The sequence below is a fragment of the Acinetobacter lactucae genome (genome assembly GCF_013122135.1).
Classification (GTDB): domain Bacteria; phylum Pseudomonadota; class Gammaproteobacteria; order Pseudomonadales; family Moraxellaceae; genus Acinetobacter; species Acinetobacter lactucae.
Genome location: NZ_CP053391.1, coordinates 2,662,006 through 2,685,127 on the forward strand (window position 1 = coordinate 2,662,006; position 23,122 = coordinate 2,685,127).

Sequence of the window (23,122 nt, forward strand, 5' to 3'; positions counted from 1 at the left end):
CCATAATAATTTTATATCCCCACTATTTATTCTTATTCTCAACCTCCTCACATACTTTTAGCCAATTCTTTTGACAAACATTGTTCATGCCAAGTGGTTTGGAAATTCTCGACAGCTTTTGACTTAATGAGAGGGTCTTCAAATAGCTTTGAAGAATATGCAGATTTGATAAGCTCTTGATAAAGTTGTTTGGCTTGTTGCTCTTCAAGATGATTGGCGATGTCATGTAACTCTTGAGCTGGCACTTCATGTTGTCTAGCATCCATCACGCCACTCGCTGCTTTCTTCACAGTTTCACAGTAATGAAGTTCCATAGCTTCTGATGCGGCATAACATTGAATTGAAATTGCGCTGATAAAGAGGAATATAAATCTCATAATCTCACCTTAATTTGACGCGCAAGGTTATCAACTAATCTGCCCAAATTTAAGTTAAAAAAGGTTATTTTTGTTTTCTCTTATTTTATTTCACCTTTTGCACTTGAGTGTCAGAAGCTTTCAGCACTTCTCCATCTGCCGCGACTGGTGCCATAAATGGAATTTGCTGACCTGTATTTTTATCAATTAATAGAGAATAGTGCTCTCCACTTTCAAATAGGTTCTGTTCTCCCCATTGACGTAAAGCTACAATCACTGGGAACAAACTCTCCCCTTTAGCGGTCAATACATATTCTTGATAAGCCGTGCCATCTGAAGCATCTTGCATTTCAAGAACACCTGCATCGACTAATTTTTTTAGTCGATCAGAAAGAATATTTCGCGCAACGCCCAAACTTCGCTGAAAATCTCCAAAACGGCGCATTCCATCAAAAGCATCGCGCACAATAAGCAGTGACCAGCGGTCTCCTATCAGATTGACACAGCGCGCAACAGGACAAGGTTCATCTTTTATCAATGTAGAGTTCGCCATTGGGTTTCCTAACCAATCATCAGTAACAAGTTATCTAGTTGCATTTTAAAACTAGCAGGCTTAACATTCAACTAGTTGCATTTTAAAACCAGATTAAATGGATTTAGGCCCATGAAAGCTTCTCTTGCATCTTCAACTTCATCCACCGAAAGCGATAAACCGCTTTCGAGCATGCCTCGTAGCGTCATTTTGCTGTTTGCGATTGCTAGTGGTGCAAGCGTAGCAAATGTCTATTATGCGCAGCCTTTGCTCGACATATTGGCGAGTGACTTTAATGTTAGTCATGCCGCCATTGGTGGCGTGGTTACGGCCACTCAAATAGGTTGTGCCCTAGCTTTAATCTTTTTAGTGCCGTTGGGTGATTTGGTAAATCGACGTCGATTAATGGCTCTACAGTTACTAGCCTTAATATCTGCATTGCTCGTGGTTGGCTTTGCTCACTCTACGATAATTCTTTTAGCAGGAATGCTTGCGGTGGGTTTACTCGGCACAGCCATGACTCAAGGGCTTATTGCTTATGCTGCAAGTGCTGCGGCCCCACATGAACAGGGCCATGTAGTTGGTACTGCACAAAGTGGTGTGTTCATTGGGTTATTGCTTGCTCGTGTATTTTCAGGAGGAATTAGCGATATAGCAGGTTGGCGCGGCGTGTATTTTTGCGCCGCCATCATCATGCTCATGATTGCATTCCCCCTTTGGAAACGTCTGCCTCATTTAGAGGTTCAGCCCGTTAGCATGCGCTATCCGCAACTTCTGGCTTCTATGTTGAAACTGCTGCACCAAGAAAAAGTACTCCAAGTGCGCGGTGTGCTAGCTTTACTCATGTTTGCGGCATTTAATATTTTTTGGAGCGCATTGGTACTACCATTAAGTGAGCCGCCTTATAGCTTCTCGCATACTTTAATTGGGTCTTTTGGTATTGTTGGGGTGATTGGTGCTTTGGCTGCCGCAGGTGCGGGTTACTGGGCTGACCGAGGATATGCTCAGCGTACAAGCTTAGTAGCACTCGTAATATTACTGCTCGCTTGGGTCCCACTTTCACTCATGGCCTATTCCCTTTGGGCGCTAGTAATTGGCATCGTATTGCTCGACTTGGGTGGACAAGCTCTGCATGTGACTAACCAGAGTATGATTTTTCGTACTCGTCCAGAAGCGCATAGCCGACTTGTTGGTCTATACATGCTCTTTTATGCAGTGGGTAGCGGATTAGGTGCAATCAGTACCACAGCGACTTATGCCTATGCTGGTTGGTTTGGCGTATGTGCCTTAGGTGCAGGTGTTAGCCTTCTGGCATTATTATTCTGGTGGATGACACGGCACATCACTCCTCAAGACACAAATGAAAAAGATAACAATATACAAATAAATAAACTATAATTTAGGATGACTCTCGTTCGTGAATAAAGTTCTTAAGTCTTAAATTGTTAAGCTCAAGCGGGAATGGAATGAAATCTTCTCTAACAATCTAATGATTGATATGCAACATTAGTCCATTACTATCAAAAATATATGGAAGCCCCTAAAGGAATAAAATTGGGTACTAATAATAAATTAATTTGCATAGTTATCTTTGCGCTTCTTACAGGATGTCAGCAACAAGAAGCAGGTGAAGATATGAGTGCCGTAAAACTCCCTGTTTATCAATCTAATGGTATTTCTGCTTCAGCACGCCTAAAAGGGGCTTTACAGTTAAAACAAGAATGTCTTTATGTGAACGATATCCTGATTATCTTCCCTGAACACACTGCTCAGTGGGACTCTAAAAAACAAACTTTAAGCTATAAAGGTAAACATATCAGCTTAGGCAGTGAATTAGATATTGCTGGAGGTTTCGGTAATTTTCAGCAAGACAACCTCCGCATTAAGCATTTGAGCCCAATGTGTGATCATCAAAATATTTGGTTTGCCGGATAATCTTTCGCGAACAGTATGAGTAAAAAAGCCCCCATCTGGGAGCTTTTTCAAAATAGTTTAGGCGCTGTTCTTTTATAGCTTAAAACTTAACTTGGATGAATTTCTGCCGTTAATCTTTGCAAGTCATGGCCCGAAGGTGCTTGGTAAACACGTAAACCAAACTCGGGAAGAATCGCAATTAAATGGTCAAAAATATCTGACTGAATTGCTTCATAAGAAACCCATGCAATCGTATTGGTAAATGCATAAATCTCTAACGGCAAACCTTGGCTTGTCGGCTGTAACTGGCGAACAATAATGGTTTGATTTTGCGCAATGCCCTTGTGTTGGCGCAAGTAAAATTCAACATAGGCTCTAAATGTCCCAATATTGGTTAAACGGCGCTTGTTGTAACGAGATTGATTGCTTAAATGCTTATTGAATTCTTCAATTTCAGAATTCTTTGCATTTAGGTATTGATCTAACAATAAAAAGTCTTTGAGCTTTTGTTGCTCTTCATCGCTCATGAAATGCACGCTACTTTGATCGATAAAAAGTGAGCGCTTCATTCGACGGCAACCCGAATTGCTCATACCACGCCAGTTTTTAAATGTATCAGTAACCAGCTTATTGGTCGGAATGGTGGTATAGGTTTTATCAAAATTTTGAACAGTCACTGTATGCAGTGAAATATCAATGACATCACCGTCAGCATTTAAAGATGGCATTTCAATCCAGTCACCAATGCGCACCATGTCATAAGAAGCGATTTGTACACTCGCCACTAAAGACAAAATGGTGTTTTGGAAAACCAGCATTAATACCGCTGCCATCGCACCAAAACCTGCAAGTAAAGTGAACACATCCTTTTTAAGGAATGTTCCCAAAATCATCAGGCCACACACCACAAATAAAATGAGTTTAACGAGCTGTAAATAACCTTTAATCGGTTTGTTTCTAGATTTTGGATTACGCTGATAGATCAGATTAAATATATTTAATATTTCACTGACCGTAAGCGCGAGTGTGAGAAAAATGAATGCTTGGGCCGCCATCTCTACAAAAGCAATGAACTTTGGAGATAGATGAGGCACAGTTGCAATACCATTCATAATCACAACAGCAGGAACAATATTTGCAAATCTTCTTATGACGCTATGCTGAGCAAAAATAGACTGATTTGGTGATTTAAGCTTTGTAACTAAATGACGAACGCCCCGAACAATAATGCGTTTGGCAATAAAATTTGCGATTGCTGCAAATAAAATTAAAATAGTGAGTGAAACAAACATCTCTAGCCAAGGATATTGGCTTAACTCACCCCGAATATCGTGAAAAAAATTTAAAAAATCCAAACCTATACACCTTAAAACTTTATTTTCAGTAATTTTAAGGGCTAAGGCATTTGATCATAAGGTTTGTTTACATATGTAGTCATAAATACAACAACTAAGTTATATACCCTGCCCAAACTTAATTATGATCTGTTAATTTTAGAACCTTACCTACTTATGGTTTAGACTAATTATATAAACTAGATCGAGCCTATCGGTTCATCTAGAATAATACGATAAACAAGTTATTTTGGTTCTCGTGAGTGAAGTTTTCTGATTTTTTGACTTTTATTGGTGTGGCCTGGTTTAGCTTATTCTTTATCTATATTGCTTGGACATTTTTTCTTAGAAGTCTAGTTCAAAGATTTTTAATTTATAAGCGAGGAATAATGACTTCTGCCGAGGTCGTATATTTTCAAGACTCATTAGCTAAGGTGCAATATCGCCCTTTATGTTATATCAAATTGAAATTTCAAACTGAGCAAAGCCAAATCATTACTGAAAATCTAAAGGTGCTTATCGGCGAAAAAAATCATCATAAATATAAAGTCGGTAGCCTCATCAATATTAAATATGACCCTAAAAATTTAAAGAACATTTCCATATTGGGCGAGGTCATGCTTTAAATCATTAGAGATTATTTAAAAAGTAAGATAATCCCTGCGGCGCACGTCCATTTAAGCGACTGCTCGTTGTCACTCGAACCAAATTACTCCAAGTAATATTGCAACAATGCTTGATCAATTTTTTGATTAAAGACACATCTTCATGACATGAAATAGGTTCAAAGCCACCGACCAAAAGGTAGACCTCTGCACTAAAACTTAAATTTGCCCCATGAATATGCGCGTGGTCCATCTCATCTTGATAATGTGCTAAATATTTTTCCCGCTTAGTGATAGAGAGATGACTAAAATCGTCTAGCGTTACAGTGCCACAAATTGCATCTGTAGGTTGATGCTGGATTTGGTAGCGTAGCCAATCAGGGCTGACGACCGTGTCTGCATCTGTACATGCAATCCATGTAACCCCTCTCTCAATTAAATGGCGAATACCTAAGTCTCTCGCTTGCCCAACACATGCATAGTCGCATTCAATCCAATTGATTTGATGGCTTTGTACGATTAACCGCGACTGATCTGTACAGCTATCGAGTACAACAAGCACTTCTACGTCATAACCACTGATGTTATCTATCGCAACCTGAACAGATTGCAGACAGGCAGATAGATAGTATTCTTCGTTATGCGCTGGAATGACGATACCTATTTTCATCTTAGTTTTTCCTGCTGTGCTAAAGAGGAAGCATTGGCCGTCCACAAATCGATCATAAAATCTGGATCGTTTAAGCTGAGATAATGATGAAATGGAAAATGTTGCTGAAAACTTTGATGGACTCGCTCAGCGTTTAATTCAAAATCTTGGATTTCATGTCGCCAGTGACAACACAGAATTTCACCGTCCACATTTAAACTATGTTTTAACTTTTCAATAAACTGGTGCAATTCATCTGCTGACAGGTAATAGGCCATCTCACTAATTAAAATTAGGTCAAATTTTTGAATTGTGTAGTCTTCGGGTATTTTTCTATTTTCAACAACATGCTCAAATTCTTTTAGACGTTCAGATGCCAAGCGAACAGCACTCTCAGAAACATCTATACAGATCAATTGCTCAGCTCTTTTTGCCAAATGAAAACTTAAATGTCCGTTTGAGCAGCCGACTTCTAGCACCTTTGGATAGCGAGGTTTTGTCAGCAGTGCGAGACAAATTTGTCTTTTACGTGCTTCATACCAATGAGCGTCATAGCCCCATGGATCACTGTTATGACGATATAAATCTTCAAAGTACACGCGAGAATGAATCACTCAAATAAACCTCATAAGGCATTAAAAGACGATTAATCGCACTTGGAGATAGCACTGCGGCATTCCCCGTGGTTTCATCTGCTTCAAGTTGGGTTTTAAACTGCAAAATTGCTTGATGTTTTTTAGTTAGCTGTTCTTGTGTTAATGAAAATGCTTTTGCTCGGTGCCAATCAATTCGTGGGTCTAAAGGCTTTGCCCAATGCCAAGCCCATATTAATACGTGTAAACATAGTAATTGTCTCGCAGTCGCATAAGCTTGTACGGTTTTCCCTACTGCTTCATGGTCTGGATGTCCATCAAATTCATAACTACAAATTAGAAGATCGTCGGCTTGAACTATCTGATCTAAACTCTGCCAGAGTTGCTTGGTTTGTAAATGAATCTGACCATCTAACAAATTAAGCTCTACATGCTCGGTTGAGTCTGCTACGCCTAAACACCTTAAGGCCGCCACGCTTTCTTGCGGACGAAGAATATTGAGCTGATCTGGAGGATATTTTGTAGAGTTAGGATGGCTTTGTGTGCCGTTACTCACAGCTAAAACCACTATTTTACAATTCAGCGTGATCAGTTGCTGCATTAACCCGCCACAGCCAAGCACTTCATCATCAGGATGTGGAGCGACAATCACCACCCTTTTAGAACGAAATAACTCAAGATCTAAAGGTGCTAACGGATGATCTTTAAATGCATTTAACCATTGCTCTTTGGTCGTGCCCTCACCAAAAATAACGCGGTCTTCAACCAAAGGATGTTTTAAAGTTCCCATAGGCTTTGCTCCGACACACAGAGTTCTGCAATTTGTTCATAGTCAAAAGCAGCATGACTTTGTCGTATAAACACAGGCAAATCTGCCATGAGCTGAGCAAATGTCGCATCTTCACAAAAAGGACGAGCGCCTAAGGCTTTCGCTACTCGTTCAATAATGCTCAGACAGCATTGTTCTGTTTGGGCACGTAATATCCGAACTTCCCGCTCATGGCTTAGCGTTGGTTTATGGTCAATCAACTCGGCAACATATTGAAAATATTGTTTAGTGATTTCTAATTGCTGAGCGACCTCGCCTAAATATAATTTTTTATATGGATTAGGATTTGCCTGGCAGCTTTCTTGCAAAAAACTCGCTAGACGCATGGCGGCACCATACCAACAAGCCGCAACACCTGCTGCACCATGCCAAAAACCTGGACGTTTTAAATAACTGTTTGGCTCACCAACCGATTGAACAGGCGTATTTTTAAAAGTTACTTGCGCGGTCTGTGTTGCATGCATGCCTACCGCATGCCAGTGATTTAAATCGGTCGTAATAGATGGATGGCTTAAATCGGCAATACAAAGCTGCGCCTGCCCTTGCTGATCTTTATAACTCATTAAAGCTTTTTGGATAAACTCAGCGCCAGAGCACCAAGGTTTTATGCCATTACAAAGGTCGTTAGTGACTTGCAAAGGTGCTGGTCCGCCATCGGCTGCCCAAACCGCCCAAGTCTTGTTATCTATTTCTTGTTGATAACCCAATTCATTTAAAATACTTAAGGCATCGCAATGAGATTCAAAAAGCTTAGCTAGACTTAAATCAACCCCAGCAATCTGCCCAAAAAGTTGCCAGCGTTGATAGGTATGACCCGAAGCTGGATGGGGTAAATTTTTCGCTACATTGATCAATTGATAGAGCAAACTAACTCGCAGCTTGTTTTTAACTTCAGCTGGGGCAGCTTCAAATTCACTTAAGATACTCAATATCGTCATGTTTATAGGTATTTTGATATTCATTACGATTAATTATTTAAAAGTATTGAATTAACACTATCTGAACACATCTGTTTAATTAAACACGTAAATTGTAATAAAAAGATAAATATTATTAGATTTATATCTAATTATTTCATTGTTATTCAAATGCACCTATTAAGTGAACTTATAATCCGATCATGTAAGGTTTATTAAAAACTCAACATTTTGCCCATTATTTAAAGTAATTTAGTTTCTACCGTTTTTCTATTTCCAAAGAAGAGGTCTAAAATGAATACTTTAAATATTAATGATATTAAAAAACATGCCGACGTTATTGCTTCATGTGGCACAAAAGTAGGGACTGTCGATCATCTTGAAGGTGAAAATCAATTGAAGCTAACTCGAGATGAAAACGATCAACATCACCTTATCCCAACGGCATGGATTGGGGAAGTGAAAGAAAACCAAGTCATTCTGAATAAAAATTCAGAAGAAGTTAAAGATCAGTGGCAAGCGATCTAAGCTTCAAGCACGGCGAGTTATTCACCGTGGACATTTATAATTAAAATATTTCACTATATAAATATAAATGAGTAGGCTTAAATTATTTCAGGCCTAAATTATAAAAATGAAGGCTCCTTTTAACTAAGGAGCCTTTTTTATTGCATAAGCCTCAAAACCACCAAGTTAGGTTGCTTTTTATCTGAACAAACCATTCAAAGAATATTTTTGTCCCTTAAGCACATGGTGATTAAGTTGACTGAATGCTAAAAATGACCCATTCGCATTAAATGAACAATTATGAATAGGGTGACGAATATGCTCACAGGGAATCATCAGCTTAAAGCCAGAAAAGTACATTTTGATTTTGCAGAGTCATCCGTCTGCTGGATGCCTAATGATCCGCTATGCTCACATGTCGCTAATGGCATCAACATGCTCCTGCCGGCTGGTGAATTTTGGTTTTGCCGAGTCTTTAATAAAACCCTGCCCCTGATTACCGATGAAACACTAAAACAAGAAGTCATCGGATTTGTCCGTCAAGAAGCTGCGCATGCACGTGCCCATGAAAAAGCTCAAGATTTCTTACGAGAAAATGGCTACGACATTCAAGAGACACTCAACCGTGCCCATTTTGTTTTTAATATTTTGTTGGGTGACAAACCTTTAGGCATGCCTTTTTTAAAAGGTGAAAAGCTTGATGAATATTGGTTACTTTTTCGGGTAGGAGTAATTGCGGCAATCGAGCACTTTACCGGAACCATTGGTCAGTGGACACTCGATAGTAAGTCTTGGGACAAAGCCGACCCTGCTATGGCAGATTTATTCCGCTGGCATTTGGCCGAAGAAGTCGAACATCGCTGTGTTGCTTACGATTTATTTGAACACCTATTAACAAACAAGTTTGGTTTTTATGTATCGCGCCAAGTGATTATGGCGGCGGTTTTTCCACTGTTTATTTACTTCCTTGCTGACTTTGCCCGTAGTTTAGGCAAGCAAGATTTAGAGCACGAAGATATTCAAAAATTGATGCGCCGTGGCTACTTCAAAATTATTCGTGAATTTGAGAAAACTGCGACTCGCTCAGACAACTTACCGACCATTAAATATTTATGGAAAGCGACGTTAAGATGGGCTTCTCCAAAATTTAACCCTCTTCATGAGGGAGACACCGAGCAAGCTTTAGCTTATATGGCTCGCTCACCTGCGGTTCAATATTTTGAAGGAATGGCACAAACTGCAAAACCTGTGTAATGAAGCTAAACGCTTATTTTAATGCTAAGAAAAGCCTCTTTTTAGAGGCTTTTTTCGTTTATGGTCTACTTAGACCGACACAGATTAAAAAGAAATAACCGAACAAGCGCACTTTCATCGATGTTATTTTTTTCAAAAAGCCGAAACATCGCCCCGTCAATCATACATAAAAACATGTAAGCGTCTTCGACTGAGGCGGTAGTTTTGACGGTTAAAAGCAGTTTATAAATTTCATTGATGAGCCAAGTTCGGTACTCGATCGTAACGCCATAGGCCTTGGGATAGACCCTTTTAATTTCAAACATTGCCTTAAATGGTAAATGATATGGCCCTTCTAAACTCGCATGTAAAAAGTAAATTTGCTTAAGCTTATCGAGCACCATCAGTTCATTATAGGAATAGAGAATTGAAAGCACTTTGTCTTTTAGCGTATCTTTTTGGAAAGTGATACACCTCTCAATGAGCCGTTCTTTGGAGTGAAAGACATTATAAAAAGTGGCTTTGGAAACTTTTGCTTCACTAATAATTCGATCGACACCGACCTTATGAAAGCCATACTGATTAAATAAGTCTTTTGCTGTGTAGAGCACTCTTAGTGCTTTAAAAGAAGATTGTAAATTTGGCATAGATATACCGCTTAAAATAATTTTTTGTTGTATGTAAATGAGATAGAAATGCCGTCACTCTTAAAATGAGTGCTAAAAACAGGCATGCAAAAGCCGCACAAAATGGCGTGCTGACCTATCTCAAGTTTTATAGTTGCTATGATTTAGTTGTAACGATTCTTAAGGCGTAGAAAACCTAGAGTCGATTAAACCGTTTTAAAGACTGTTCAAGCGGTATGAATAGAGAGACTTTGGCAAAGGCCAATAAAGAAGAAATAGTACGCATGAGCGGACTCCTTTGGGTAATAAAGAAGTTTCGCCACATCACTGCTAAATGATTATGGTGGCGAAACGAAAAGGGGTTAGCAGACTGATTTACCCAAAAACCAGCACATCCGAAGATGTCCCCCTCCCGTTCCGCCGCAGAGGGAGACACGTAGGGATGCCCACAAAAAAGAGAGACTTTTTCGTGTGCGTTGGGTAAATACGGCCTGCTAAAACCGACTGGCAATGTGGCCAGCAGACAAAGGATAATCGGAGGGGTTTAGAGTGTCAATGTGATATTGGCTACAAATAAAGCTTTAAAAACATGAGTAAAAAGATTTATTAAGGCCTTACAGAAGATTTTGTTTTTTTGAAATTTTAAAATATAAGTAAAACTTAAAAATGTACTCCGCTATATTAATTCACTAAGATTTTGAATACCGAGTTTTACACCATAGCTTCCTTCACTATCATCATCAAGCCAACCACCATTAATTAAAGCTGGCACAGTCTTATTTATCACTTTACCAGCTAATAGTTTGGCATCATCCCTACTCAAATAGCCAACTGTTAAACCATTAATTTCAATTTTAACTGCGTTATTGTCATAAGCATTAAAAGGTTCAGAAACAACTCTAGCCATTACTTCTACATATTTTGACTTTTCTTGTTTAGGCCCAGCAATCTTTCTTAAATTTGCTTGATAAGATTGCTCCCCAACAATATCAACCAAATAGACTATTGATCTTTCACCCGTAAGATTTTTCTTCTTATGCTTTTTACTTAATATTAAAAATAAAAATAATAAGCCAAGCGCTCCCCATATTATTTCCATAAATTTCCCTTTTATTATTTCTAAAAAATGTAAAATTAAAGATATTAAAAAGAGTAAACCAGAAATCAGCTTACTCTTTTAGCCCTTATTTAATGACAGTGATGGTCACCAGTTTTACTATTCGTATGGCATCCTTTAGAGTTTGTACCCCCAGAATGAGCATTAACATGTGTAACTGCTAAACCGATTAGACAAATGAATAAAAGTTTTTTCATGAGTTTATTTCCTTCAAGTTGGAATTATAATTGAGTTTTTATTGTACAAAATAAAATTATTAGGCTTTGATAAAACAGATGAGTGACTTATAAACTTTAGTCTAGTTCCTATTTATAACTATTTTGTTGAGATATCCCTTTAAAAAGATAAGCCATGAAAATTTGTATTGTAGGCCCTTCTGGTGCTGGTAAAACGACTATCGCTAATAAATTAGCTGAACAATTAAAGTTATCAACTCACCCATTTGATGAGATCTATTGGAATATAAATGGAACTCAATTTGTAAAGAATTCAGAAGAAACGATCTCACAGGGTATTAAAGAAATTATCTTACAAGATAGCTGGATTGTAGAGGGAGCTTACGACAAACGTTTACTTCCATTACTGCTTGAAAGCTCATTAATTTTAAAGCTGGAAGTCCCTTTTTATTTAAGAACAAGAAGGCTACTACAACGTTATCTAAAGTCTGTAGTTACAGGTAAAAGACCCAAAGAAACTTTAAAAAATACAATCGAGCTGATTCAATTTTCATATAGTTTTGAGCAACGTTTAGAGAACTTCTTGAGTAGTTATTCTCAACTCTCTAGAAAGGTTATTTCTATTCATGACTTTTCATCAGCTATTCATATGGTCCAAACTAACTTAAATAATTTATGTGACTCATTGAATCATGAAGACAAAACGAAGGCTGATTGACAGACTGACACACAAAAATCAGCATGCATAAAGCGTCCCGCCTCCGTTCAAACGCAGAGTATAATAAAAAGAGATTTTAAGTATTAAGATGATGTTGGCTAGAAATAAAACTTAAGAAACTTTAAAAGAACATAGTGCATTCTTTTCTTTTAATAATTCAATACTCTTAAAACCAGCTAAAGAAAATGTATTTATATGCTCATCAACTGTCATATATAGATCTTTATTTTTCATACCCTCCTCATCTTTGACGATATGATCGGTCACAATATATAAAGAGCTTGTATTTAATAGATGATTTCTAACTTGCATATGAAACTCTTTAGCAAAATCTTTATGTCTTAACTCATGTAAAGCTTGGTGAATGATGACAACATCGAAAGTTTCTTGTTGGCATACATCATACCAACCAGACTCTTTAAAATTCGCAGTTAAGTATTTGGCCTTACTCGTAAGTAATCCTAAATTTTTTCTGGACAACTCATGCATCGCCTCAGAGAAATCTAAAGCTGTATATTCCAGAGAATCTAAATTTTCTAAGAGAATTTTTGCCAAATAACCAGGACCAGCACCTATCTCAAGAATCTTAGGTTTTTTGATATTGAGTGACTTAATCTCAGCCACATACATGCTAAAAAACTCATATCTCCAAGGGCGTTTCACATTTACTTCTTCAGCCCACTCTAAAGCATCTTCCACTTTTCTTAGGTCAATTGGACTTGCAACTTCCTTTATAGTCATAATTTTGCGTCCTTTAATCGCTCTTTTTAGTGTTAAAAAATAAATATATCTCTATTAATTTTTCAGTTCTATTCATTTAAGAGGAATTTTTAACTATCGATTTCGTATTTAGTAGCTTCTTAAAGTTTCTTTTTCTAATTTAACAGGCAGATTATATATAGTGTTATACCGATAAAATGAATAATTAAATCCATTTTATCGGCTTGCTAGAATCGGTTTTTAAGACCTTATTTTTTTATTGTTTAATATATTTTGGAAACTCTTTTAAAACCTTATGACAAAAGTGGCCTTTTGTATCTTCCTTCTTACGCACTTCAAATTCTTTCATACCAAATTTCATGACTTCTCTGCCGTATTTTTCGCCGAGCTCATGTTTAGTGCATTTGGCAGCAGCCTCCTTTAACTCTTCCGAATAATAGTGATAATTACAATCAAGTTGAGCACGGCTTAAAAAACCATGTAGCTCTACTGCTTTCTCACACTGTGTTTGCTCTAGAAGATTTCTAGACTCTTGAGCAGCATAAATTGATGTTGCTACGAATAAAGTGAAAATTGTTACTAAAAGATTACGCATTATTTCCCCGACAAAGTTATTAAAAGTATTAGTGATAATATTGCGGGCGTATTAAATAATAATTATTTATAAGTGTCTATTAATAATAAAGAAAATGGGATAACCCTCATCTCTTTTGAATACTTAATCACCTTAATAAAATTGGGTGATTAATTTTTATCAAATAAATGATATTAAATTTGTTTTATAGCGATCTTTAATATAATTCAAGAAAAGAGTTCTAGTGATATTTAATTCATTTCTAATCTACTAAAACCCTTACTCATACACCACTTAAAACCCTAATTTCTTAAAGACAAAATAACCCACATGGCTTTCAAAGCTACCGTCATTTTGAATTTTGAAATATTTCTTCACAAGGTCAGATGAACCTTCCTGTAAATAGCGTAAAGTTTTGATTTGATCTTCAGGAGTCTTCATTCGCTTTACCCAACTATCAAAGTCTAACGCAAGCGTTTGTTTATCTAAACCGACCAAGTCAAAGCCCGCATCTTCAATGAAATAGACCCACTCTTTCACACTATAGTTTCGTACATGACTTGGATCTCGAATAGTTTCGATAGTCTGTAAAAACGTATCTAATATGGGCGAGCTAGAACTGATAATATCTACAAAAATAACAATGCCATCTGGCTTAAGTACGCGGTTTACTTCCTTCATGGCAGTCGGAACATGCTGCCAGTGATGCGCTGAATATCGGCTAATAACCACATCAAACTGCTGATCGCTAAAAGGCATATCTTCAGCAATGCCCTGCTGCACAAAGATGTTTTTTAATTTACGTTGACTGGCAGCCTTAGACACGGTATCTAACATTTCATGAGATAAATCGTATGCAAAAACAAGGTCAGCATGTGGAGCAACATTATAGGAAACATGACCACCACCACAGCCTAAATCAAGAACCACAGCCTTTTCAATTTTCTGAACTTCATGAATAAATTTATTAAATTCAATTCCTTGAGAGTGAGCTTGGCTGTTTAAATAATCGATAGATTTATTTTGGTATTGTTTTTGATTTATATCATGCTGGGTGATCATAACCTTGCTCCTATATGCGATGAAATTAACATAAAGGAAAAGTTAGATAAAAAATAATGATTAGTTTTTCTTCAATTAATAAATAAAAGTTATTATTTAATTTGTTTTCATGCGTTATGCCAATTCATGAAAATACATTTAACAATTTATAAGAAATCCGCAAAGAGCACTGTTTAGTCACCCTTACTGAAACAGTGCTCTTTGCTCCATCTCAACCTCTATCCAGAAAGGTTTGATGCATAGAAATAGTGTATGTACCTTTGACTCAAAATGTTTCCTGTATTTTTTAATATTTTTAAATGTTCGCAGCATAAAAATAAAGTATATTTAGATTTATCAGAAGATTCTTCTTTGGTTTATATTTTGAACAGAACAGAATACACACTAGATCGTATAGATCGGAAAATTTTATCTGCATTACGTGGAAATGGCCGTTTAACCGTTGCCCAATTGGCCGAAGAAGTAGGTCTTTCATCTTCTCCGTGCTGGACACGACTGAAACGTCTGGAAACTTTAAAAATTATTGAAGGCTATACAGTAAACGTAAACCAAAAAGCGATTGGTATTCACGAAGTCTTTTTCATTGAAATTACTTTAGAGCGCCACGATGACGAAATGCTAGAAAATTTCAGTGAAGCATTAGCAGATATACCTGAAGTTGTTGAGGCGCATCTTGTTACAGGTGACTACGATTATCTGGTTAAAGTAGCAGTCAAAGATGCTGACCATTACGAAAGATTTTTAAGGAAGAAACTTTACTCGATTAAAGGAATTCGACACACCCGTTCGACCTTTGCTCTACGACCTCTCAAATCTGCCAATACAGCCGATTTAATGCTAATTGAATAGAAGAGTTAAATACTTACATATAAGTATTTAATTTATTGATTTTAAAATCTTTATTAAGATAAAACCAAGAAAATATAACAGATCAAAGTTCTGTTATATTTTTTTTAAAAAATTCTGTATCTATGATTACAGCCTCCTCTTCTTCAAAATGTAATTAATCTGAATTGGAGGCATCGCCATGAACATTTTGAAGAAAAAAAATAAAGCCAGTTTTGTATTCTTTATTATTACCCTCTACTCTTTTATTGGGTTTGGCTTAGGTTTCATTATTTGGGAATACTTTTTAAAGGCTTAGTTTGCTAAACAAGAGTCAGCTCACCTCAGAAATAATTTCTGAAGTAATTTCTTTACTACGATGATATGCGGCCTTCATTGCTAAACGTATATCATCAGATACATTTCCTAGTTCAAACATTCTGAGTGCTGATTCGGTAATTCCGTTAGCCAATGTCACCTTTCCACACAAATCCGCTGGTGGAACATTACTTTTACGAATCATTTCAACTGCACCACTAGCCGCTTGTAGTGCTAAATCTAGAGCAAATTGTTTATCGAGCCCTAAAGAAACCCCTGTTTTTATCATGCTATCTAAAATATAGAAAAAGTAAGCTGGTCCCGAACCAGAAAGTGCAATAATTGCATCGGTTTGAGTTTCCGATGGTGCCCAAAAAGTCTGTCCCGTTGCAGAGTACAGCGTTTCTATTACGTCTTTATCGAGTTGGTCCATTTGCTCGGAAGCAATAAGTACATGCGTACCCGTATGCGTAAGTACAGGTGGATTTGAAATCACACGAACAATTTTTTTCGACCCCGTCAAACTGGATAAGTTTGCAATATCAACCCCAGCCATCATGGAAACTATAATTTTACTTGCTAACCATTTTTTTAGCGGTACAAGTGTTTCTTTTAACTGTTTAGTTTCTAGTAGCAAAACCACAATTTCAGCTTTTTTTAATCCATTTTCCCTTTGCTTTAAGGCATTTGTATCATTAATTTTCTTCTCTTCAATCAGGTGTATTTTTTCTTTTTTAAATCCTTTTAAAACCAGTCCTCCTATCAAAGCTAAAGCTAAATTACTACTGCCAATAAAACAAATATTAGGTTGTACTGCACTTAACATTTAAAATGTTTTCCTTTCTTAAGAGAGGCTTATAACAATAAATATTATCTATAGTTTAATTATGGATATTAAATTAATAATGATGGCCCGAATAAAGAACCCATTTTAATAAATATATTATTAAAATGGGTTTTGTTTTATTTGCGCAATAAATAAAACAACTTTAGCTTAAGCCTAATGTAGTAGCTTCGATAGTAAATACCACATAAAAATTGTTTAATGTATGTAAGTATTGATACAGTATTGTAAAAACTTCTTATATAAGATTAAGAGAACATAATAATAGTTCAATTAAGCTTATAAACAAGGCTGAACCTAATCGTTAAGGTATTCAAATACTTTCTTTTTTATTTTCTAAAATTCTCTCTGCTTTTCTTATAGCTTGTTGTAGATCAATATCTTCGCAAACCCAAAAAGTAAAAATCTGTCCAAACAAGTGAAAGTGCTGCTTAACATACTGAGAGCTATTGTCTGAGTAATGCTCTTCAATCTTAAAAAAATCATTATGATTTTCTATTTTTTGACCGTCAAAAATACCGCCAATACAAATATCCATTTTAATACCATACACCTAGTAAATTATATTTTAACATAAAATTTAGAAGCACTTTTAAGAGAGTATTTTTATAATTTTTTTATTTTAAATCTAAGTTTAATTAAAACTTATAAAAAGCCCACAAAAAGTGAAGTGGGCTTTTTTAAACTCTACTAAAACGCTTTAGACTTAAACATATTTTATTTAAATAATATATCTAAATCAATTAGACGCTCTATTTTATGAATTTTGAAGAATTACAATATTTGAAGCCTGCGGGCCTTTTTTACCTTGTACTACAGTGAACTCAACACGTTGGCCTTCGATAAGAACTTTAAAACCTTGAGTTTGAATATCGGTAAAATGAGCAAAAATATCTTTACCTTCATCAGCTGCAATAAAACCAAAACCTTTAGTTTCATTGAACCACTTTACTGTACCAGTAGAATTAGACATGTTTTAATCCTGAATCTTTAAAATATTATAACTTATTATTGGGGAAACCAATTTAACTAAAAAATAGACGTGAAAACTTAAATGACTGAAAACCGAAGGATTATAAATAAAACTACGAAAAGAGAAATTTATGATGACAAGAATATTTTGTTAGTTATGCTCGATAATACACGCTTCAAAATCATTTGCAATCGATATTCAACATAATTAAAGCAACAAAAATCTATCCTTCTTTATCCTTAATAAAACTTCTGTTCACCAGCAGGACGTGTCTTAAAGCGTCGGTGAAACCACATGTATTGTGTAGGAGCAATACGAATTTGATTCTCAATAATCTTGTTTACCCTTTCAGCATCACTGACTTCACAACCACTCGGAAAATTTTCGAGTTTAGGTTCTACCAAAACGTGGTATTGAGGATTACGGATGTCACCACTACGGTAAAAATATAAAGGGACTGCTGCTGCTTTAGAGATATCCATTAGTCTGCGGTGGGCTGTAACAGTCGCGGCTTGAATACCGAAAAATGATGCCATGACACCCTGTTTTAAGCCAAAGTCCTGATCTGGGCTATACCATATTGCATGGCCGTGTTTGAGGTTTTGTATGAGTCCACGCATGTTGTCTCGAGCAATCTGATTTTTATACACTCTCGCACGACTACGATGAATCAGAAAATCTAAAAACGGATTATTTTGAGGTCGATAAACCACATCCATATTAAAGAATAAAGTACACGCTGCTCCACCTGCATCTAAAAGCGTACTGTGGGTACCTAATAAAAGTACGCCATTTTCCTGATTATTGGTTAAATTTTCTAAACCATCTATGTGAACACGGCTTTTAAACCAGTTTGGAGAGTACCAAGCATTTAGAGCTTCAAATACCCCCGTTAAAGTATCAACAAAAACCTGTTTAGCTTTTGCCTCAATTTGCAAAGGTGTTTTTTCAGGAAAACATGCTTCCAGATTTCGTAGCGTCGTTTTGCGTCTTGAACCTAAAAATTTCCAAGCTATTTTTGAAAGGACATCAGCGAGGCGCCATTGAATGGCCCAAGGTAACATCGCAAATAACATCAGAATAAAAGCTAGAAACCATATACCCCAATATTTAAACGATAAAAAGGAAAATTGAAACTCGCCAGATTTAAACTGCCGTTCATTTTTCGTCATATTGTAGATTTCTTGAAATATAGACTTAGCATACTAACATGCTCATTTTTTAACGTTGTGTGTTTATGTTGCTTTCACATTTATAGTTTTACTGCCCTATTTATTTTATATAAATCGATATTTTAAATATTTAATCTATTTAAGACTTAAATATACATAACCTTCTGTATACATCGATTATTTTCTCATTTAAAGTAACCACACAATCTTGCTTCAATTGATAAATAGGATATATCAGCGTGAGCGGTCTTTTAGTATTTATAACAATTGCATTTCTTACCCTACTAAGCCCAGGACCAGGAGTTTTATTTACTGTCACAAATTCAATTAACTATGGGGTTAAAATTGCTTTATTTGGAATAAGTGGTTTAATTATTGGTATGTTTGTGATTGCGGTAATTTCCGCTAGTGGTGTGGGACTTATTATTACCAGTAATCCTACTATTTTTACCGGTTTAAAGTTTGTTGGTGCGTTTTATTTAATGTATTTAGGATATAAAAACTTTACCAAAAAACTTCCAACACAAGAGTTAATGACCGATCAACAAAACAATCAAGCTGTAAGTAAATCTAAACTGTTTTATCAAGGCCTATTTGCATCATTACTGAATCCTAAAACAATTGTATTTTTTATTGCACTCTTCCCTCAATTTATTGACATAAAGAAAGAAATTTTAAATCAATTTTTAATTCTTTCTTTAACCTTCTGTTTTATTGGATTTTTAATTCATTTGGTTTATGCAAATTTCTCTTCGATTTTTAAAGAGAAGATGTTAGCTGGGAATAATTTTTCCATCCTCAATAAAATTAGTGGTGCTATTTTCTTTCTTCTCGCAGTTTTACTCATTACTCAATAAATCATTACTCGACATATGATTCATTAAAAAGCCTTAACTCGTGGTTAGGCTTTTTAATTCTTTTGATCTTTAAACATGTTTTCATCTAATACATTTTTAGAGTGTTACTCTATTTAATATCCAACCGTAAAAGAACTCTTCGTAGGTAGGATTGTTCTCTGTAATTTCGATATAACGCTGCCCTTGCATAATATTTAAGATACGCACTAACACTTTTTCTCCCTCTTTATGACGTCGGTTTAAATAGGAGCTAAGTGCTTGCAAAGTAATAGGCCCATACTGGCCATCTACAGCAAGATTTGGCCAGCCTTCCTTACCCTGCTTATTTAACAGGTTTAAAGCACGTTGTAATAAAGGCTTCGCAAAACTCACCCCACAATTTACAGCGGTATCGAATAACTCTTCTGCAATAGCAGGGCTAATCTTATTAATCTGGTCAAACTGAGGCTCAAGCCAATATTGTTGCTTATAAATAGATTTAGCCACGGCTAATGATAAATCTTGCATATCACCTTGATATCCGTTTGATCGAGCAACTGCTTCTGTAATACCAAATTTAGTCGCATGACCATGATCTGATGGATGATTAACATACCCGCCTTCTCGGCGGATCATTGATTCTAAGTATTGGTCGATATTCATTTTATTTTACCTATATGTTTAAAGCCGTCTTTAGCTATTTTGAAGATCATCTTTTGCTTTTTTTAAGTCTTTAATGACCTCTACAATCGTTTTACCTTCTTGTTTATTAATGAAATTAAATACCCATCTCACAATAGCCCAGCCCGGCAAACCACAAATGAAGAAGAATCCAGATAGGGTAATCATTCCCCAAATATCGGATACCCATTCATGTAGGTTCCATTTCATAATAATAAAGGAACCTCCTGTCAGGCTTGAAACTACGGTACAGATGAGGGCAACAATCCATTCTTGTGGGGAACGAGGAAAACGCATCATTAATACAACTGCGACAACTAAGCTGACTGCCAAAGCCACCATAATTGCAATACTATAAAAATTTAAAAATGTGGCTAACCCACTGGTTGAAATTGTTTCCATGACTTTGTCCTGCTTTAAAGGGTGAAACTTGAAAACTCAGCGCCATAATCAGCTTGTTATTTTCAGGTTATGAAACACCCTTAGTTTTCTTTATTACAGTCAATAAAAAACACTAACGCTCTTAAACCGCGCCAAATCGCAAGACGAACTTATCCTTGACCCCATATTTCAGGGGTCCAAGAAAGGATGTTTGTATGCTAAAGCCTGTTAGTGTGCACCGCTTAAGGCTTGTTCAATCAACTCAATCACTGTGATTGCACCAATCGCTTTTTGCATAGAGACTTGATCATCGAATTCGAATGCTTCATCTTCAAGCTCATTTACAATCTGCTTTGCCTCCTCGAGTGCTCTTTTTATTTTTTGTACCTTATATTTGTTTACGTCTTTTGCAATTGTTGGGACATACCCTCCACGTTTTGCATTTTTAAGTTGTTTAGCTCTGTTCTGCATTGCTGTAGTCATTCACTATCTCCAACTCGACTCACTCGATTAGTAAGGCATCTTTATCGTTTGTTATTCTTGAAGTTTTGATACATTCTTTGAGCAATATAGCTAAGCTATTGCTACAAATGTGTGTTCGAAACGTTTCATCTGGTACAACAATGATAAAGATCCAAACCGCATGCAATTAAGCTACTAATTTACAAACAAATCTTTCCTTTTCTAAAAATGTAAAAAAGTATTAAAGTTTTTAGAATTGAGCATTCTTTATACTTTAATTTTTTGACCAAAAAGTTCATATAAGGCTTTGCCGTATATCGGAAACTTTTGTTAGAGCTCGCAATCTTTGTTAGATTCTTCATGTTCTTGATACCCTTTATCGACGAACATTAAGCCTGATCCACGGAATCGGGCTTTTTTTTATTCCAATTTTTGTTTTGATAGCCAGTTTGCAAATATTATTTGAGCTATCTCCCTTTTATTTTGCTACCTATAGAAACAAAATAAATTTAGCTTTTATCTCAACTCATTGATAAAGCGATAAATCTTGATTTAAATACGATTTAAACTTTATCTATTCATTTGAAGATATAACTGATATTATAACTATAGTTATTATTAGTCAATAACTATAGTTGTTTTACTCGATATAACTTTAGTTATATATTTGTTATAAGTTTACTGGTGTAATCATTATGGCTCTGAAAGACCGTTTAAAAGACTCTAGACTTAAAGCCAAAAAAACTCAGGCTGAAGTAGCAGAGGCCGTAAAGATGTCTCAGCCTGCTTATCAGGCTTTAGAGTCTGGGAAAAATTTGAAATCTGCGTTTCTCCCTCTCATTGCCCAGTTTTTAGGTGTGGATGGTTATTGGTTAACAACTGGGAATACTGAAGATTCTTTTAGTGAAAGCGATGTATTTAGCCCTACTGTGGTGAGTGCAGAATCTACTGAGCAATATGTCTGGATTGAAGTGGTAGAAGCTAACTTTTCTTGCGGGACTGGCGAATCTATTGAATTTCACTTTGATGCTATTAATGGAAAAATTCCTTTTCCCGCCTCATTCTTTAAAGAAAAACGTGTTGCACAAGAATGCATGCGTATTATTAAAGCTAAGGGCGATAGCATGACCGACTACATTAAAGATGGAGATTTGGTGGGTATTGATATCTCTCAGACTGAAGTCATTGATGGTGAGATTTATGCGGTTTACTTTGCTGGCGAAGGAATGATTAAGCAAATTTTTAAAGAAGCAGATGGTTCTTTAATTTTGCATAGCTTAAATGAAAAATTTAGAGATCGACGGGTAACTGAAGAGAACGGAAAAAACTTTAAGGTTATGGGACGCCAGTTCTGGCGAGCAGGTTAATTTAGTTATTAAATATAGCTAAAATAATAATGTAATATTTTTATTTACTTTCACTTTTTTATAACTTTAATTATTTTCATACCCGATAGACATAAAAAAACCTATCTCCTTTAAAAGAGATAGGTTTTCTTGCTTTATGACCATGGTCTTATCAACAATATGTATTTAAACGATAAAGTTGATTAAATCCGGCATAGAAGCTTTTACCATCTTGGTTTAACTCAATTTCTTCACCAGACTGAAGTTGAATTTTTTTACCAACTTCGACCCAACGATATCCATCGAGAGAGTTTTGCTTACGCACATGAGGAACAATCCTCACATTAATTTCATTGCCATTTACGGCTGTGGCAATCTGCCACTCATTTACTATATTCACAATCATTCACTCATCACTGAGCTCATGTGATTTTACGGTATGTAATTAGAACGCTAGATTTAGGGTATGGACATTTCGTCTAGAATTTAATATTTAGCTTTATATAGGGTTATTTATAAGCTAATTGCTTTTCATAATTTTCGTATTATGAAAAGTGGTACATCACAGAGCATAATATTTTTGGATGCGGGAGTCGGATTTGAACCAACGACCTTCGGGTTATGAGCCCGACGAGCTACCAGACTGCTCCACCCCGCAATTGGAAGTAAGCTTTATACGCTCATATATTTTATAAAGCAAACTTTATTTTTTAATCGGTTGTAATTATTAAGAATTCTCTTTTTATTAATTTTTCTTTTTAACCATTCGGTCTATACAGTTATCTCAATTTCCAGCTTTTAATTGTTTAAATTGTTGTATTT

31 protein-coding genes and 1 tRNA gene are annotated in these 23,122 nt (G+C 36.0%); 10 read left to right on the plus strand and 22 right to left on the minus strand.

Annotation, left to right across the window (positions count from 1 at the left end; translation table 11 throughout):
* Positions 1-47: 47 nt before the first annotated feature.
* Positions 48-377, minus strand: a complete 330-nt coding sequence (locus HLV59_RS12445) for a hypothetical protein (RefSeq protein WP_171430076.1) — start codon at positions 375-377, stop codon at positions 48-50.
* Positions 378-462: 85 nt separating this feature from the next.
* Positions 463-909: a winged helix-turn-helix transcriptional regulator gene (locus tag HLV59_RS12450; RefSeq protein ID WP_171430077.1), complete on the minus strand. Its 447-nt coding sequence runs from the start codon at positions 907-909 to the stop codon at positions 463-465.
* Between the two features lie 111 nt (positions 910-1,020).
* Between HLV59_RS12450 and HLV59_RS12455 the strand changes: the two genes are divergently transcribed.
* Entirely contained in the window at positions 1,021-2,286 is a 1,266-nt protein-coding gene (locus tag HLV59_RS12455; protein ID WP_171430078.1) for an MFS transporter, read from the plus strand.
* A 132-nt stretch (positions 2,287-2,418) separates the two neighbouring features.
* A complete protein-coding gene (locus HLV59_RS12460; RefSeq protein ID WP_171430079.1) occupies positions 2,419-2,823 on the plus strand; it encodes a hypothetical protein in 405 nt (134 codons plus the stop codon).
* Between the two features lie 86 nt (positions 2,824-2,909).
* Here HLV59_RS12460 and HLV59_RS12465 read toward each other — a convergent pair whose 3' ends face one another.
* Entirely contained in the window at positions 2,910-4,157 is a 1,248-nt protein-coding gene (locus tag HLV59_RS12465) for a mechanosensitive ion channel family protein (RefSeq protein ID WP_171430080.1), read from the minus strand.
* A gap of 242 nt (positions 4,158-4,399) precedes the next feature.
* Between HLV59_RS12465 and HLV59_RS12470 the strand changes: the two genes are divergently transcribed.
* Entirely contained in the window at positions 4,400-4,762 is a 363-nt protein-coding gene (locus HLV59_RS12470; protein ID WP_171430081.1) for a DUF3592 domain-containing protein, read from the plus strand.
* Between the two features lie 4 nt (positions 4,763-4,766).
* Here the strand turns inward: HLV59_RS12470 and HLV59_RS12475 are convergent, their stop codons facing one another.
* From HLV59_RS12475 to HLV59_RS12490, 4 genes are read right to left on the minus strand one after another with little or no spacing between them, the layout of a single operon-like run.
* On the minus strand, positions 4,767-5,411 hold the full coding sequence (locus HLV59_RS12475; RefSeq protein WP_057105775.1) for a glycosyltransferase: 645 nt from the start codon (positions 5,409-5,411) through the stop codon (positions 4,767-4,769).
* Positions 5,408-6,004 (minus strand): class I SAM-dependent methyltransferase, encoded by a 597-nt coding sequence (locus HLV59_RS12480; RefSeq protein ID WP_171430082.1) that lies wholly within the window; start codon positions 6,002-6,004, stop codon positions 5,408-5,410. Before HLV59_RS12480 ends, HLV59_RS12475 begins: the two co-directional genes overlap by 4 nt.
* Positions 5,979-6,773: a PIG-L deacetylase family protein gene (locus HLV59_RS12485; RefSeq protein WP_171430083.1), complete on the minus strand. Its 795-nt coding sequence runs from the start codon at positions 6,771-6,773 to the stop codon at positions 5,979-5,981. The genes HLV59_RS12480 and HLV59_RS12485 overlap by 26 nt, the downstream gene beginning before the upstream one ends.
* On the minus strand, positions 6,761-7,774 hold the full coding sequence (locus HLV59_RS12490) for an acyl-CoA dehydrogenase family protein (RefSeq protein WP_171430084.1): 1,014 nt from the start codon (positions 7,772-7,774) through the stop codon (positions 6,761-6,763). The genes HLV59_RS12485 and HLV59_RS12490 overlap by 13 nt, the downstream gene beginning before the upstream one ends.
* 249 nt (positions 7,775-8,023) lie before the next feature.
* Between HLV59_RS12490 and HLV59_RS12495 the strand changes: the two genes are divergently transcribed.
* Both HLV59_RS12495 and HLV59_RS12505 read left to right on the plus strand, forming a co-directional pair.
* On the plus strand, positions 8,024-8,257 hold the full coding sequence (locus HLV59_RS12495; RefSeq protein WP_016144745.1) for a DUF2171 domain-containing protein: 234 nt from the start codon (positions 8,024-8,026) through the stop codon (positions 8,255-8,257).
* Positions 8,258-8,554: 297 nt separating this feature from the next.
* A complete protein-coding gene (locus HLV59_RS12505; RefSeq protein ID WP_171430085.1) occupies positions 8,555-9,490 on the plus strand; it encodes a metal-dependent hydrolase in 936 nt (311 codons plus the stop codon).
* Between the two features lie 65 nt (positions 9,491-9,555).
* Here the strand turns inward: HLV59_RS12505 and HLV59_RS12510 are convergent, their stop codons facing one another.
* The 3 genes from HLV59_RS12510 to HLV59_RS18835 all read right to left on the minus strand — a co-directional run bounded on the left by HLV59_RS12510 (position 9,556) and on the right by HLV59_RS18835 (position 11,409).
* Entirely contained in the window at positions 9,556-10,116 is a 561-nt protein-coding gene (locus tag HLV59_RS12510) for a TetR/AcrR family transcriptional regulator (RefSeq protein WP_171430086.1), read from the minus strand.
* 655 nt (positions 10,117-10,771) lie between these two features.
* Positions 10,772-11,194 carry a hypothetical protein gene (locus tag HLV59_RS12515; RefSeq protein WP_171430087.1) on the minus strand — a complete coding sequence of 141 codons (423 nt, stop codon included), beginning with the start codon at positions 11,192-11,194 and terminating at the stop codon, positions 10,772-10,774.
* Positions 11,195-11,283: 89 nt separating this feature from the next.
* Positions 11,284-11,409, minus strand: coding sequence for a YHYH domain-containing protein (locus HLV59_RS18835; protein WP_171430088.1), 126 nt, complete (start codon positions 11,407-11,409; stop codon positions 11,284-11,286).
* 154 nt (positions 11,410-11,563) lie between these two features.
* Here HLV59_RS18835 and HLV59_RS12525 point away from each other — a divergent pair, with 154 nt between their 5' ends.
* Entirely contained in the window at positions 11,564-12,106 is a 543-nt protein-coding gene (locus HLV59_RS12525) for an AAA family ATPase (RefSeq protein WP_171430089.1), read from the plus strand.
* 111 nt (positions 12,107-12,217) lie between these two features.
* On the opposite strand, the gene HLV59_RS12530 is transcribed toward HLV59_RS12525, so the two are convergent.
* From HLV59_RS12530 to HLV59_RS12540, 3 genes are all read right to left on the minus strand, one after another.
* Positions 12,218-12,847: a class I SAM-dependent methyltransferase gene (locus HLV59_RS12530; protein ID WP_171430090.1), complete on the minus strand. Its 630-nt coding sequence runs from the start codon at positions 12,845-12,847 to the stop codon at positions 12,218-12,220.
* A 235-nt stretch (positions 12,848-13,082) separates the two neighbouring features.
* Positions 13,083-13,421 carry a hypothetical protein gene (locus HLV59_RS12535; protein ID WP_081174693.1) on the minus strand — a complete coding sequence of 113 codons (339 nt, stop codon included), beginning with the start codon at positions 13,419-13,421 and terminating at the stop codon, positions 13,083-13,085.
* A 273-nt stretch (positions 13,422-13,694) separates the two neighbouring features.
* Positions 13,695-14,462, minus strand: coding sequence for a class I SAM-dependent methyltransferase (locus tag HLV59_RS12540; RefSeq protein WP_031947834.1), 768 nt, complete (start codon positions 14,460-14,462; stop codon positions 13,695-13,697).
* Between the two features lie 363 nt (positions 14,463-14,825).
* On the opposite strand from HLV59_RS12540, the gene HLV59_RS12545 reads away from it, so the two are divergent.
* Both HLV59_RS12545 and HLV59_RS12550 read left to right on the plus strand, forming a co-directional pair.
* Entirely contained in the window at positions 14,826-15,311 is a 486-nt protein-coding gene (locus tag HLV59_RS12545) for an Lrp/AsnC family transcriptional regulator (RefSeq protein WP_031944142.1), read from the plus strand.
* Positions 15,312-15,489: 178 nt separating this feature from the next.
* Entirely contained in the window at positions 15,490-15,606 is a 117-nt protein-coding gene (locus HLV59_RS12550; protein WP_004793556.1) for a hypothetical protein, read from the plus strand.
* 15 nt (positions 15,607-15,621) lie between these two features.
* Here HLV59_RS12550 and HLV59_RS12555 read toward each other — a convergent pair whose 3' ends face one another.
* The 4 genes from HLV59_RS12555 to HLV59_RS12570 form a co-directional block, all read right to left on the minus strand.
* Positions 15,622-16,431 (minus strand): pyrroline-5-carboxylate reductase family protein, encoded by an 810-nt coding sequence (locus tag HLV59_RS12555; RefSeq protein ID WP_081174697.1) that lies wholly within the window; start codon positions 16,429-16,431, stop codon positions 15,622-15,624.
* A gap of 331 nt (positions 16,432-16,762) precedes the next feature.
* Positions 16,763-16,987 carry a hypothetical protein gene (locus tag HLV59_RS12560; RefSeq protein ID WP_171430091.1) on the minus strand — a complete coding sequence of 75 codons (225 nt, stop codon included), beginning with the start codon at positions 16,985-16,987 and terminating at the stop codon, positions 16,763-16,765.
* A gap of 219 nt (positions 16,988-17,206) precedes the next feature.
* Positions 17,207-17,422: a cold-shock protein gene (locus tag HLV59_RS12565; RefSeq protein ID WP_081174701.1), complete on the minus strand. Its 216-nt coding sequence runs from the start codon at positions 17,420-17,422 to the stop codon at positions 17,207-17,209.
* 239 nt (positions 17,423-17,661) lie between these two features.
* Positions 17,662-18,594, minus strand: a complete 933-nt coding sequence (locus tag HLV59_RS12570; RefSeq protein ID WP_081174703.1) for an LpxL/LpxP family acyltransferase — start codon at positions 18,592-18,594, stop codon at positions 17,662-17,664.
* Positions 18,595-18,833: 239 nt separating this feature from the next.
* Here HLV59_RS12570 and HLV59_RS12575 point away from each other — a divergent pair, with 239 nt between their 5' ends.
* Entirely contained in the window at positions 18,834-19,451 is a 618-nt protein-coding gene (locus HLV59_RS12575) for a LysE family translocator (protein ID WP_081174705.1), read from the plus strand.
* A gap of 96 nt (positions 19,452-19,547) precedes the next feature.
* Here the strand turns inward: HLV59_RS12575 and HLV59_RS12580 are convergent, their stop codons facing one another.
* From HLV59_RS12580 to HLV59_RS12590, 3 genes are all read right to left on the minus strand, one after another.
* Positions 19,548-20,093 (minus strand): glycoside hydrolase family 108 protein, encoded by a 546-nt coding sequence (locus HLV59_RS12580; protein WP_081174707.1) that lies wholly within the window; start codon positions 20,091-20,093, stop codon positions 19,548-19,550.
* A gap of 30 nt (positions 20,094-20,123) precedes the next feature.
* Entirely contained in the window at positions 20,124-20,513 is a 390-nt protein-coding gene (locus tag HLV59_RS12585) for a hypothetical protein (RefSeq protein ID WP_081174710.1), read from the minus strand.
* Between the two features lie 207 nt (positions 20,514-20,720).
* Positions 20,721-20,975 (minus strand): hypothetical protein, encoded by a 255-nt coding sequence (locus HLV59_RS12590; protein WP_081174712.1) that lies wholly within the window; start codon positions 20,973-20,975, stop codon positions 20,721-20,723.
* A 674-nt stretch (positions 20,976-21,649) separates the two neighbouring features.
* Here HLV59_RS12590 and HLV59_RS12595 point away from each other — a divergent pair.
* Complete coding sequence (locus HLV59_RS12595; RefSeq protein WP_057106560.1) at positions 21,650-22,321, plus strand: XRE family transcriptional regulator; 672 nt, start codon at positions 21,650-21,652, stop codon at positions 22,319-22,321.
* Between the two features lie 151 nt (positions 22,322-22,472).
* On the opposite strand, the gene HLV59_RS12600 is transcribed toward HLV59_RS12595, so the two are convergent.
* Together HLV59_RS12600 and HLV59_RS12605 are read right to left on the minus strand one after the other, a co-directional pair.
* Complete coding sequence (locus HLV59_RS12600) at positions 22,473-22,706, minus strand: transposase (RefSeq protein WP_031947826.1); 234 nt, start codon at positions 22,704-22,706, stop codon at positions 22,473-22,475.
* A 175-nt stretch (positions 22,707-22,881) separates the two neighbouring features.
* Positions 22,882-22,958 (minus strand) — tRNA-Met (locus HLV59_RS12605).
* Between the last annotated feature and the right edge of the window lie 164 nt (positions 22,959-23,122).